The sequence below is a fragment of the Nocardia sp. NPDC004718 genome (assembly GCF_053601535.1).
Genome location: NZ_JBSGCA010000017.1, coordinates 57,042 through 69,495, shown reverse-complemented (window position 1 = coordinate 69,495; position 12,454 = coordinate 57,042). Strand labels below are relative to the sequence as shown.

The 12,454-nt window shown below is 70.8% G+C and carries 10 protein-coding genes; 6 read left to right on the top strand and 4 right to left on the bottom strand.

The genetic code is table 11. The annotated features are described in order from the left end of the window. Positions 1-19: 19 nt before the first annotated feature. Positions 20-1,561: a glycerol-3-phosphate dehydrogenase/oxidase gene (locus ACWEH3_RS15530; protein WP_450018380.1), complete on the bottom strand. Its 1,542-nt coding sequence runs from the start codon at positions 1,559-1,561 to the stop codon at positions 20-22. Next, on the bottom strand, positions 1,561-2,226 hold the full coding sequence (locus ACWEH3_RS15525; protein ID WP_450018378.1) for a TetR/AcrR family transcriptional regulator: 666 nt from the start codon (positions 2,224-2,226) through the stop codon (positions 1,561-1,563). Before ACWEH3_RS15525 ends, ACWEH3_RS15530 begins: the two co-directional genes overlap by 1 nt. Positions 2,227-2,404: 178 nt before the next feature. Between ACWEH3_RS15525 and ACWEH3_RS15520 the strand changes: the two genes are divergently transcribed. Together ACWEH3_RS15520 and ACWEH3_RS15515 are read left to right on the top strand one after the other, a co-directional pair. Next, positions 2,405-3,982, top strand: coding sequence for an FAD-binding oxidoreductase (locus tag ACWEH3_RS15520; RefSeq protein ID WP_452358338.1), 1,578 nt, complete (start codon positions 2,405-2,407; stop codon positions 3,980-3,982). Next, entirely contained in the window at positions 3,979-4,923 is a 945-nt protein-coding gene (locus tag ACWEH3_RS15515; protein WP_450018376.1) for a diacylglycerol kinase, read from the top strand. Before ACWEH3_RS15520 ends, ACWEH3_RS15515 begins: the two co-directional genes overlap by 4 nt. Here ACWEH3_RS15515 and ACWEH3_RS15510 read toward each other — a convergent pair. Both ACWEH3_RS15510 and ACWEH3_RS15505 read right to left on the bottom strand, forming a co-directional pair. Then, complete coding sequence (locus ACWEH3_RS15510; RefSeq protein ID WP_450018374.1) at positions 4,883-5,614, bottom strand: AAA family ATPase; 732 nt, start codon at positions 5,612-5,614, stop codon at positions 4,883-4,885. The genes ACWEH3_RS15515 and ACWEH3_RS15510 overlap by 41 nt on opposite strands. 158 nt (positions 5,615-5,772) lie before the next feature. Continuing rightward, entirely contained in the window at positions 5,773-6,366 is a 594-nt protein-coding gene (locus tag ACWEH3_RS15505) for a helix-turn-helix domain-containing protein (protein ID WP_450018372.1), read from the bottom strand. Between the two features lie 91 nt (positions 6,367-6,457). On the opposite strand from ACWEH3_RS15505, the gene ACWEH3_RS15500 reads away from it, so the two are divergent. The 4 genes from ACWEH3_RS15500 to ACWEH3_RS15485 all read left to right on the top strand — a co-directional run bounded on the left by ACWEH3_RS15500 (position 6,458) and on the right by ACWEH3_RS15485 (position 12,345). Further along, positions 6,458-7,384, top strand: a complete 927-nt coding sequence (locus ACWEH3_RS15500) for an NAD(P)/FAD-dependent oxidoreductase (protein ID WP_450018370.1) — start codon at positions 6,458-6,460, stop codon at positions 7,382-7,384. 301 nt (positions 7,385-7,685) lie between these two features. Further along, entirely contained in the window at positions 7,686-10,364 is a 2,679-nt protein-coding gene (locus ACWEH3_RS15495; protein WP_450018368.1) for a valine--tRNA ligase, read from the top strand. Between the two features lie 77 nt (positions 10,365-10,441). After that, positions 10,442-11,827: a bifunctional tetrahydrofolate synthase/dihydrofolate synthase gene (gene folC / locus ACWEH3_RS15490; RefSeq protein WP_450018489.1), complete on the top strand. Its 1,386-nt coding sequence runs from the start codon at positions 10,442-10,444 to the stop codon at positions 11,825-11,827. 101 nt (positions 11,828-11,928) lie between these two features. Further along, positions 11,929-12,345, top strand: coding sequence for a DUF4233 domain-containing protein (locus tag ACWEH3_RS15485; RefSeq protein ID WP_450018366.1), 417 nt, complete (start codon positions 11,929-11,931; stop codon positions 12,343-12,345). Positions 12,346-12,454 lie beyond the last annotated feature (109 nt).

The following is a 12,454-nucleotide window of genomic DNA, read 5'->3' as shown; positions in this document are numbered from 1 at the left end:
GCCCGTACGCGTCGTGCCGTCAAGCGAGGGCGCGTACGGCCGCGGGCGCCGCGGCGGCCCGATCTTCGGCGATCAGGCCGATGCGCGTGCGCCGATCCAGCAGGTCGTCGGCCTCCAGCGCGCCCTCGTGGGACACCGCGAACGCGAATTCGGCTCCGATTACGTCCATTCCGGGCGCGACCGGCTCGGCGAGGGCAGGATCGCGGCGCGCCGCGGCCAGCACGGCGTCCGCCTCACCGCCGTAGCGTTCGATCAGCACCGGCGGCGCGTCGATGCGGTCGCGCGCCGCTCCGGAGACCGCGCCTACCAGTGGTAGCCGCCGGGTGCGGCACGGTGCCGCGGCGAGACGGTTGTGCGCGACGGCGGCGTCGATCACGTCCTCGGCCATCTTGCGGTAGGTGGTGAGTTTGCCTCCCACGATGGTGACGATCCCGCTCGGGGAACGCAGCACCGCGTGTTTGCGCGAGATGTCGGCGGTGCTGTCGTCGGCGGTCTCCAGCAGTGGGCGCAACCCGGCGTAGGAGCCGCGAATATCGGCGCGGGTCAGTGGCTCGCGCAGGGCGGGATTGATGGTGTCGAGCAGGAAATCGATCTCGCCGTCGGTGGCCTTCGGCTCGTCGGGAACCGGGCCCGGCGCGTCCTCGTCGGTCAACCCCAGGTACACCCGGCCGTGCGCGGCGGGGAAGGCGAAGACGAAGCGGCCGGTGCTGCCGGGCACCGGTACGGTGAGCGCCGCGGACAGGCCGCCGAAGGACGCGGCGGAGAACACCAGGTGGGTGCCGCGGCTCGGGCGCAGCCGGATGCTCGGATCCACCTGATCGGCCCAGACTCCGGTGGCGTTCACCACGGCGCGCGGCCGCACCGCCAGGGTCTCCCCGGTGCGCGTGTCACGCAGGGTCGCCGAATTCCCGGTCACGTCGAGCGCTTCGACGCGGGTCAGAATGCGCGCGCCGTTGGCCGCCGCGGTGCGCGCCAGTGCGACGACCAAGCGCGCGTCGTCGACCAGCTGTCCGTCCCATGCCTGCAGCCCGCCGCGCAGGTCCGCGCGGCGCACGGTCGGTGCGAGCCGTACCGCCTCCGCGGCGGCGATGTGCCGGGACCGGGGCAGCAGCGCAGCGGGGGTGCCCGCACCACGCCGCAACAGATCACCCGCCAGGAAACCGGCGCGCACCAGTGCGGCTTGCGTCGTGCCGATATTCGGCAGCAGCGGGACCAGTTGGGGCAGCGGGCGCACCAGATGCGGCGCCGTGGTGCGCATGAGAATGCCGCGCTCCGAGGCGCTTTCGTGGGCGATGCCGACGTGGCCGCTCGCGAGATAGCGCAGGCCGCCGTGCACCAGCTTGGAACTCCAGCGGCTGGTGCCGAAGGCCAGGTCGTGGCGTTCCACCAGCACGGTGCGCAGCCCGCGGGCCGCGGCGTCCAGCGCCGCGCCCGCGCCGGTGACGCCACCGCCGATCACCAGGACGTCGACCTCGGCGCCGTCACCGAGCCGGGACAGATCCGCCGCGCGGCGGGCGGCGTTCAACGCGAAGTCCCCGGTGTGTCCCGGATCAGTGCTCATCACAATGCCTTTCGGATACGGCGAGAAGGGTGCGAAGACGGCTCATCGCGCTTGTCCTCGGTCGTCTCCCGGGCGTGGTCGTCCAGGTACCCGTCGATCGCGCGACGGAGTTCGGTGTCGAGGTGCTCGCCCGACAGCAGCGGCGCGACGGTGCCCGCCGACTGCACCGCGGATTGGGCGATCAGCAGCAGCATCGTGGCCATCCGTTCCGGGTCGCCCCCGCGAATGGAGCCGTCCCGCTGGCCGTCGCGGATACCCGCGGCGAACAGCTCGATCAGAGTGCGCTGGTTGCGCCCCAGCCTGCCGAAGACGTAGGTGAGCATCAGATCGGTGTCGGTACGGAAGATCTTGCCGAACAAGGGATTCGACCGGACCGTTGCCGCTCCCGCGACCACGCCCTCGACCAGCCTGAGGCGCGCGCTGCCCGCCGACGGCATGGTCGCCGCCACGATCCCGCGCAGCTCGCGGACCAGCAGCTCGGCCACCAGCGCGCCGGTGTCCGGCCAGCGGCGGTAGACGGTCGGCCTGCTGACGCCCGCTCGCCGCGCCACTTCGGTGAGGGTGGTGCGGCGCACGCCGAATTCCTCCACGCACGCGCGAGCGGCGTCGAGGATCGCCAGGTCGGTCGCCGAGAGGCGCTCGGCGGAGTCGTCAGGAGCGGTCAAGGTGTCACCACCGGGGGTTGATCGGCCGACGACTGGCGTCGACCGGGGGAATGGTCCGAACCTTCGTTACTGCTTGACAGTCTATGTCAAACTGTAACGCATGGTGGAGACACGGCAGCACGCCGCGGGCGATTCGGCTTCCGCGGCAAAGACCGGCGTGAGCGGGTCGGCGGCGAGTATGGTCTGGGATGCCTGGGGAATCCCGGCTGGGCACCAGCCACTTTCGGAGCGGATCCGTGGTCTGCTGACGCAGGTGTTCGGGGTGTCCGGCGATCCGGTGGCGCGCCGCGATGAGGGCGACGTGCCACTGCGCGAATCGGCGTTGACGCCCGCGCGGCGAGCCGGGTTGGTCGAGGTGGTCGGTTCCGGGAACGTGTCGGCCGACCACCGCGATCGGTTGCGGCACGCAGGGGGGAAGAGCACACCCGATCTGCTGCGCCGCCGGGCCGAGGGCCCGCAGGACGCGCCGGACGCCGTCGTCTTCCCCGCCGACCACGACGAGGTGCTCGCCGTGCTCGCCTACTGCGCGGCGAACGCCGTCGCGGTGGTGCCGTTCGGCGGCGGCACCAGCGTGGTCGGCGGCGTCGAACCCGTGCGCGGTCGCTTCGACGCCGTGATCGCCCTCGATCTGCGCAGGCTGGACACGATCACCGCGATCGATCCGATCAGCGGCACCGCCACACTGGGCGCGGGACTCACCGGCCCGCGCGCGGAGGAACTGCTCGGCGTGCACGGCTTCTCCCTCGGTCACTTCCCGCAGAGCTTCGAGTTCGCCACCATCGGCGGCTTCGCGGCGACGCGATCGTCCGGCCAGGCTTCGGCGGGCTACGGCCGTTTCGACGACATGGTGCAGCGGCTCGAGATCGCCACGCCCAGTGGCACGCTCGTCCTCGGGCGCGCCCCCGCCTCGGCAGCGGGGCCGGATCTGCGTGAGCTGTTCGTCGGATCGGAGGGCACGCTCGGCGTGATCACCGCGGTCACCTTGCGCGTGCACCCGGTCCCGGAAACCGTCGCCTACCAGGCATGGTCGTTTCCCGATTTCGCGACCGGCGCCGCAGCGTTGCGCGCGGTGGTACAGGAGGGTGCGGCGCCGACCGTGCTCCGGCTGTCCGACGAGGCGGAGACCGGGATCAACCTCGCCCGCTCCGGCGATATCGGCGGCAACCCGGTGGCCGGATGCCTGGCCGTCACCACCTACGAGGGCAGTGCCGCGCACGTCGCCGCGCGCAGCGCCGAAGCGGGCGCCCTGCTGGCCGCGGCGGGCGGCTCGGCCCTGGGCGAGACAGCGGCCAGGGAATGGGAGCACGGTCGTTTCGCCGCGCCGTACCTGCGCGACGCGCTCCTGGATGCCGGGGTGCTCTGTGAAACCCTGGAAACCGCCACCACTTGGTCGAATCTGAGCGCGCTGAAGGAGAAGGTGACCGGGGCGCTGACCGATTCGCTCAGGGCGCAGGGGACGCCCCCGCTGGTCATGTGCCACATCTCGCACACCTACCCGACCGGTGCGTCGCTGTACTTCACCGTCGTCGCCAAGCAGTTGGACGACCCGCTGGCGCAGTGGCAGGCTGCCAAACGCGCCGCGGGCGACGCCATCGTGGCGGCGGGCGGCACCATCACCCACCACCACGCGGTGGGCACCGACCACCGCCCCTGGGTGCCGGACGAAGTGGGTGACCTCGGCGTGCGCGTCCTGCGCGCGGTAAAGGCCGAACTCGATCCGGCCGGCATCCTCAATCCGGGAAAGCTGGTGCCGTGACCGAATATTCGCCGGTACGCAAGGTCACCGTGGTGACCAACCCGCGGTCCGGGCACGGCAAGAGCGGCGCGGCGGCGAGCGCCGCGATCGCCCGTCTCCGCGCGGGCGGCGCCGAGGTCGCCGAGGTGTGCGCGCCCTCGGCCGCCGAAACGGTTCGGCAGGTGCGAGATGTCATCGCGGGCGACGCGCCGCCCGATGCCGTGGTCTGCGTCGGCGGCGACGGCCTGATCAACCTGACCCTTCAGGCCGTCGCGGAGACCGGCGTCCCGCTCGGCATGGTTCCCGCGGGCACCGGCAACGACCTGGCCAGGGAACTCGGTGTGCCGACCGACGACCCGCTCGCCGCCGCCGCGCTCGTGCTGCGCGGGCGGACCAGGACGATCGATCTCGGCCGGATCGAGTCGCCCGGCGCGCCGATGTGGTTCGCCACGGTGACCGGCACCGGATTCGACGCGCGAGTCACGCTGCGCGCCAATGAGATGCGCTGGCCGAAAGGCAGGCTGCGCTATACCGTCGCCGCGCTGGCCGAGATCTCCGGGCGCTTCACCGTTCCCTACCGCGTCGAGTTGGTGGACGCGGTGACCGACGGGCTCACCAACCCCGGCGCGGGCTCGCTGCTGGAGACCGAGGCGGTCATGGTCGCGGTCGGCAACACCCGCACCTACGGCGGCGGCATGTTGATCTGCCCGGACGCGATCATGGACGACGGACTGCTCGACCTGACCGTGGTCGGTGCGCTGTCGCGGCGGGAGATGCTGCGCTTGCTGCCCGCGCTGTCGGCGGGAAAACGCCAGAATCACCCGGAGGTCAAGCAGTTCCGCGCCGCGGCCGTCACGTTGACCGCCGCGGGCGCGCCCGCCACGGCCGACGGCGAACCGGCGGGCACCCTGCCGCTCACCATCAGGGCCGTCCCGGCGGCGCTGACCGTCCTGGTGCCCTGAGGCGCACCTGGGCGGCGGTTTGCGCCGGTCGGGCGAAGGTCACGCACCCAAGGCGGTCGACGGCCGCGCGGTCGACGATGACGACCGACCGGGAACCGCGGGCCGCGGATTCCGTCGCCACCACGCTCATCAATCGCCGCCAGCCGCGCACGTGCAGCCGGAAGGCCACGTGATTGATCCGCCGTCCGCGGCTGTGCTGGCCCGCCCTGGCCACCGGCGCGGGCACATCGAGCAGGAGCAGGTGCAATTCACGTCCCGCCGCCCAGCGCGCGATCAGAACGCGCGCCCACCGGAAGGTGGCGCAGTCGTGGATGACGACCGGGCCGTCGACCTCACGCAACGCGGCGCGAACAGCGACGAAGTGCGCCACGTGCACCACCGGACGCCACAGCAGGTACGGCAGCCACCAGAGTTTGGGCCGCCAGCGATTGCGCGCCTGCATCGAGTCGAGTACCAGCACCCCGGCGGGACTATGCGACGGTGCGGTGGCCGCCGCGTCGGCGTCGAAGAATTTGCGCAAGGCGGTGCTCTTACCCGCGCCGGGGACGCCCGCGACGATCAGCGCCGCCGCGGCGGGGTATCGAATCTCCGCGACCGCGCGACCGCGTAGATCGTGCAGTGCGTCCGGGACCAGGATCGGCGGTCGCGGTTCGGGGACGTGCCCGGGCACGGCTTCCAGCGGGGGGTTCACCTCTCCCAGCGTCCGCGGCCGAGACGGGTTCGGCATCCGGGAAAACCCCCGTTTTTCTTGGTGATTCGCCGAGTGAGGTGCGCCTGGGGTGTTCACCCTTCCCAGAGTCCCGAGGTTTCGCCTTTTCGGCAATACTGGACATTTCGGACATTATCGGTTCATGTGGGTTTCCGGCCGGCCGACCGCGCGCGAAGATGCATTCGTTCACCCTGGGACCCGAAAAGGCTGAGAATTTCCACCGGTCCCCGGCCCGCGCTACCGAACCAATGCGGTTGGCGGGTGTCGAATTCCGCGGCTTCGCCGGGGCCGAGCACCAGATCGTGTTCACCCAGCACCAGCCGGAGCCGTCCGGACAGGACGTAGAGCCACTCGAAACCCTCGTGCACCTTCGGGTCGGGCTCGCCACGCTCGGGCGGGATGACGATCTTGAACGCTTGCAGCGGCCCCGGCTGCCGGGTCAGCGGAAGAATGCTGAGCCCGTTCATCTTCCGCGCCGTCGCGTGGACCCGGGGGTCGGCGATCCGCGGTGCGGCCACCAGTTCGTCCAACGGCACCTGGTGGGCCATCGCGATCGGCAGCAGCAGTTCCAGACTGGCTTTTCGCTGGCCGGACTCGAGCCGCGACAGCGTGCTCTTGGAGATCCCGGTGCTTTCCGCCAGCGCGGCGAGCGTGACGTTGCGTCGAGTCCGCAGCGCTTTGAGTCGCGGACCGATGTCGGCGAGGGCTTGGGCGACGCCCGGTGGTGTGGACATGTCACCAGTGCACCGCGTTGTCCCGGATTTGGCAACAATAGTTGCTGATTCGCGCCGAGCGACGGCACGGTGTCGGTGGAGGTGATCGCGGATGAGCGAGACATATGACGTGGTGATCGTGGGTGGCGGCGCGGCGGGACTGTCCGGGGCATTGGTCCTGGCCCGGGCGCGCCGGCGGGTCGCGGTGATCGGAGGCGGCGCGCCGCGCAACGCGCCCGCCGAGCGCATGCACGGGTTCCTCTCCCGGGACGGGATGCCGCCCGCGCAGTTGCTGGCGGCCGGAGCCGAGGAGGCGGCGGGCTACGGCGCGGAGGTGATCTCCGACGTCGTCGTCGGCGCGGAACGGGTGGGTGAGTCGGAGTTCGTGCTGCGGCTGCGGGGCGGTGCGCCGCTGCGGGCGCGCCGCGTGCTGGTGGCTACCGGGCTGCGCGACGAACTGCCACGGCTGCCGGGCGTGCGCGAACGATGGGGGCGCGACGTGCTGCACTGCCCTTATTGCCACGGCTACGAGGTGCGTGACCAGCCGCTCGGCGTGCTCGGCGGGCGGGAACCCGGCGCCTCGGCGCGGGCGGTGCACTTGGCCCTGCTGCTGCCGCAGTGGTCGGACGACGTCATCTTGTTCCCGAACAAGATGACCTTGTCCGACGACGACCGCGCTCACCTCGACGCGCGCGGAGTGCGGGTGCTCGACGGCGAGGTCGCCCGGTTCGTGGTGCGGGACCGGCTGCGCGGAGTGGAGCTGGCCGACGGGCGAGCGGTGCCGAGAAGGGCGATATTCGTCGCGCCGACCTTCCGCGCCAACGACGACGTGCTGGTGGCGCTCGGCTGTGCGTTCGACGACAACGGCTGGGTGGTGACGGACGCCACCGGGCGCACCAGCGTGGGGGGCGTATGGGCCGCCGGTAATGTGAGCAATCCGGCTGCGCAGGTGATCTCCGCCGCGGGCGCGGGCTCGACCGCCGCGATCGCGATCAACGGCGACTTGGTGTCGGCCGACGTCACCGTGCCGGCCCGATAAGGGGAATATCCGGGGTAGAAAATACCGGAAGCTGAGAATTGCTTATGGATTCCGAGTCCGGCCTCGGATCGCCGGTAAGCTACTGGCATAGGCGGAGTGTTCGGTGTCCCTCATCCACCGAAGACTCCGCCTTTCTTTGTCTCCGTCGTGAAATACCGCTCCGCGCGATTCGTCCGGAGCGCCCCGCGGGCCGATATCCCGCCCGATTTCCACGGCGCTGCCGCCCGGCGGATCCGCGGGCAGCGGCGAGCCGGGTCGACCGACCCGAAGTCGGCGCAGCGACGCGCTCTAGAATCGCGGGGTGACCAGCGCAGCCCCTGACAACACGCGTAATCGTGCCGATGCCCTCCCCAAGAGCTGGACTCCCAGCGAGGTGGAGGCCGAGATGTACGAGCGCTGGGTAGCCGCTGGCTATTTCACCGCCGACACCGGCAGCGGGAAGCCGCCCTACTCGATCGTGCTGCCGCCGCCGAACGTCACCGGCACGCTGCACATGGGCCACGCGCTCGACCACACTCTGATGGACACGCTGTCGCGCCGCAAGCGGATGCAGGGGTACGAGGTGCTCTGGCTGCCCGGCATGGACCACGCGGGCATCGCCACCCAGACCGTGGTGGAGAAGCAGCTCGCGGTGGACGGCAAGACGAAGGAAGACTTCGGCCGCGAACTGTTCGTGCAGAAGGTCTGGGATTGGAAGCGGGAATCCGGCGGCGCCATCCAGTGGCAGATGCGCGCGCTCGGTGACGGCGTCGACTGGAGCCGGGACCGCTTCACCATGGACGAAGGCCTGTCGCGCGCCGTGCAGACGATGTTCAAGCGGCTCTACGACGCGGGCCTGATCTACCGCGCCGAGCGGCTGGTGAACTGGTCGCCCGAACTGCGCACCGCGATCTCCGACATCGAGGTCAAGTACGAGGACGTGGAAGGCGAGCTGGTCTCGCTGCGCTACGGCTCGCTCCGCGACGACGAACCGCACGTCGTCGTGGCCACCACCCGGGTGGAGACCATGCTCGGCGACACGGCGGTGGCCGTGCATCCGGAGGACCCGCGCTACCGGGCGCTGATCGGCACCACTTTGGAGCATCCGATCACCGGACGGCAGATCCCGATCATCGCCGACGACTACGTCGATCCCGAATTCGGCTCCGGCGCGGTGAAGATCACACCGGCGCACGACCCCAACGACTTCGAGATGGGTCTGCGGCACGGGCTGCCGATGCCGACGATCATGGACGAGCGCGGCCGGATCTCCGGCACCGGAACCGAATTCGATGGCATGGACCGCTTCGAGGCCCGCGTCAAGGTGCGCGAGCGGCTCGCGCGAGAAGGCCGTGTGGTCGCCGAGAAGCGACCGTACCTGCACTCCGTGGGGCACTCCGAGCGCACCGGCGAGCCGATCGAGCCGCGCCTGTCCATGCAGTGGTGGGTGAAGGTCGAGTCGCTGGCCAAGGCCGCAGGCGACGCCGTGCGCAGCGGCGACACCGTGATCCACCCCAAGAGCCAGGAGCCGCGCTGGTTCGGCTGGGTCGACGACATGCACGACTGGTGCATCTCGCGTCAGCTGTGGTGGGGCCACCGCATCCCGATCTGGTACGGCCCCGAGGGCGAAGTGGTGTGCGTCGGGCCCGACGAGCAGGCGCCCGAGGGCTGGGTGCAGGACCCGGACGTCCTCGACACCTGGTTCTCCTCCGGCCTGTGGCCGTTCTCCACGATGGGCTGGCCGCACGCCACCGCCGAACTCGAGAAGTTCTATCCCACAAGCGTGCTCGTCACCGGCTACGACATCCTGTTCTTCTGGGTGGCGCGGATGATGATGTTCGGCACCTACGTCGCCGAGGACGCCGTGCTGACCACGGGCAAGGGCGGCGCGCGGCAGGTGCCGTTCAAGGACGTGTTCCTGCACGGCCTGATCCGCGATCAGTTCGGCAAGAAGATGTCCAAGTCGCGCGGCAACGGCATCGACCCGCTGGACTGGATCAACGCCTTCGGCGCCGACGCCACGCGCTTCACCCTCGCACGCGGCGCGCAGCCCGGCGGCGACCTCTCGGTGGGTGAGCCGCACGTGCTCGCCTCGCGCAGTTTCGTGACGAAGGTGTTCAACGCGACCAAGTTCGCGCTGATGAACGGTGCGCGCGTCGGCGACCTGCCCGATCGCGCACAGCTCACCGACGCCGATCGCTGGATCCTGGACCGGCTGGACGCGGTGCGCGGGGAAGCGGACGCCGCGTTCGACGCCTACGAGTTCGGCAAGGCGTGCGAGGCGCTCTACCACTTCGCCTGGGACGAGCTGTGCGACTGGTACCTCGAGCTGGCCAAGGTGCAGTTCGCCGCCGACGGCGCGCGCGCGGAAGCGACCCGGCTGGTGCTCGGTACCGTGCTCGACGCGGTGCTGCGCCTGCTGCACCCCGTCGTCCCGTTCGTCACCGAGGCGTTGTGGCAGGCGCTGACCGGCGGCGAGTCGATTGTGATCGCGCCGTGGCCGCAGGCCTCCGGGGTGCCCGCGGACCAGGAAGCGGCGCAACGTATCTCCGACACCCAGCGGTTGATCACGGAGATCCGGCGGTTCCGCAGCGACCAGGGCTTGGCGGACAAGCAGAAGGTCGCGGCCAAGCTGATCGGGGTCGGCGAGGCGGGGCTCGGCGAGCAGGCGGCGTCGGTCGCGAACCTCGCGCGGCTCACCGAGCCGGATGCGGGCTTCGCCGCGACCGCGTCGGTGGAGGTCCGCCTGAGCACCGGGACGGTTACCGTGGAGTTGGACACCTCGGGCGCGGTCGACCTGGACGCCGAGCGCCGCAGGCTGGAGAAGGATCTGGCCGCCGCGCAGAAGGAACTCCATGGCACCGCCGCCAAGCTCGGCAACGAGGCGTTCTTGGCCAAGGCGCCCGACCACGTGGTCGAGAAGATCCGCGGCAGGCAGCAGGTCGCCGCGGACGAGGTGGAGCGCATCGGGGCCCGACTGGCGGAGTTGAGCGGCAAGTGAACCACGAGCCGGAACCGCAATACGGCGACGACGAGGGCCGTGGCGGCGGAGCGCGGCTCGGCTCCGGTCCGTCGCCGGTGGAACTGGCCGAGATGGCGCTGGTCGAGGCGGAACTCGACCAGCGCTGGCCGGAGACCAAGATCGAGCCGTCGCTCACCAGGATCGGCACGCTGATGGACCTGCTCGGCTCGCCGCAGCAGAACTACCCGGCGATCCACATCGCGGGCACCAACGGCAAGACCTCGGTGACCAGGATGATCGACGCGCTGCTCACCGCACTGCATCGGCGCACCGGCCGGATCACCAGTCCGCATCTGCAGCTGGCCACCGAGCGGATCAGCATCGACAACGCGCCGATCACCCCGGCGAGGTATGTGGAGATCTATCGCGAACTGCTGCCCTTCGTCGAGATGATCGACAAGCAGTCGGCGGCCGCGGGCGGGCCCGCGATGAGCAAGTTCGAGGTGCTCACCGGCATGGCCTACGCCGCCTTCGCCGAGGCGCCGGTCGATGTCGCGGTCGTCGAGACGGGAATGGGCGGCACCTGGGACGCCACCAACGTCATCGACGGGCAGGTGGCGGTGATCACGCCGATCGGCTTGGACCACACCGATTACCTGGGTCCGGACCTGGCCTCGATCGCGGGGGAGAAGGCCGGGATCATCAAGCGCGCCCCGGAGAGCCTGGTGCCGCGCGACAACGTCGCGGTGATCGCGCAGCAGGAACCCGAGGCGATGGAGGTGCTGCTGCGCCGCGCCGTCGAGGTGGACGCCGCGGTCGCGCGCGAGGGCTCGGAGTTCCGCGTGCTCGCCCGGCAGATCGCGGTGGGCGGGCAGCAACTCGAGTTGCAGGGCCTGGGCGGGGTGTACGACGAGATCTTCCTGCCGTTGCACGGCGAGCATCAAGCGCGCAACGCGGTGCTCGCGCTCGCGGCGGTGGAGGCTTTCTTCGGTGCGGGCGCGCAGCGCAGGCTCGACATCGACGCCGTGCGCGCGGGCTTCGCGAGCGTCACCAGTCCCGGGCGGATGGAGCGGATGCGCAGCGCGCCCACCATCTTCATCGACGCCGCGCACAATCCGGCGGGCGCGCGGGCGCTGGCCGCGGCGCTGACCGACGAATTCGACTTCCGCAAGTTGGTCGGCGTGGTCGCGGTGCTCGGTGACAAGGACGCCGAGGGCATCCTCACCGCGCTGGAGCCGGTGCTCGACGAGATCGTCGTCACCAGCAACGGGTCGCCCCGCGCGCTGGACGTGGAGACCCTCGCCGACCTCGCGGTCCAGCGGTTCGGCGACGAGCGCGTGGTTTCCGCCGCCACCCTGCCCGACGCGCTGGAGACCGCGATCGCGATCGCCGAAGAAGTGGGCGACGCGGGCGAGATGGTCTCCGGCGCGGGAGTGATCATCACGGGATCGGTCGTCACGGCGGGCGCGGCTCGCGCGCTGTTCGGAAAGGACCCGGCGTGAGCGCCAGGTGCGTGAACCCCGGCCCACTCGACCATCGCGGGACCGAGAACCACCGCATGAGCGCCGGTCACGAGCCCGGCGGATGCCGAGGAGGGCACAGCATGAGCGAACCGGCCGAACGAGACGAGCAGTCGGTGCCCGCGCCCGCGACCGACCCGTGGAAGGGCTTCCGCGGGGTGATGGCGGGCACGCTGGTGCTCGAGGCGATCGTGGTGTTGCTCGCGTTGCCGGTGGTTGCCGACGTCGGCGGCGGCGTGACCTGGTTGTCCGGCACCTATCTCGTGGTGCTCGCGGTGGTGATGTTCCTCGGGGCCGGGTTGCAGCGGCGGTCCTGGGCGCTGCCGTTCAACCTCGGGTTGCAGGTCCTGGTGCTGCTCGGCGCGTTCATCCACATGTCCATCGGCGTCATCGGTGTGGTGTTCGCCGTGGTCTGGGGCTTCATCCTGGTGCTGCGCGCCGACGTGCGCGGCCGGATGGAGAAAGGGCTGCTGCCGAGCCAGCGCATCCAGCGGTCGTAGCCGCAGGGCCGCCCAGGACGCTGCCGGTCGCACTTTTTCCGGCGGAAGTCTCCCTGCCGAGCGCCCGGGAAGCCGATCAGCCCGACCGCTGGTGCGGTGCCCGGAAGTG

What these genes read in the sequence shown, in the direction of transcription:
- ACWEH3_RS15530 (WP_450018380.1), bottom strand. Translation starts at nt 1,561, where the DNA reads ATGAGCACTGATCCGGGACACACCGGGGACTTCGCGTTGAACGCCGCC.
- ACWEH3_RS15520 (WP_452358338.1), top strand. Translation starts at nt 2,405, where the DNA reads ATGGTCTGGGATGCCTGGGGAATCCCGGCTGGGCACCAGCCACTTTCG.
- ACWEH3_RS15505 (WP_450018372.1), bottom strand. Translation starts at nt 6,366, where the DNA reads ATGTCCACACCACCGGGCGTCGCCCAAGCCCTCGCCGACATCGGTCCG.
- ACWEH3_RS15500 (WP_450018370.1), top strand. Translation starts at nt 6,458, where the DNA reads ATGAGCGAGACATATGACGTGGTGATCGTGGGTGGCGGCGCGGCGGGA.
- ACWEH3_RS15485 (WP_450018366.1), top strand. Translation starts at nt 11,929, where the DNA reads ATGAGCGAACCGGCCGAACGAGACGAGCAGTCGGTGCCCGCGCCCGCG.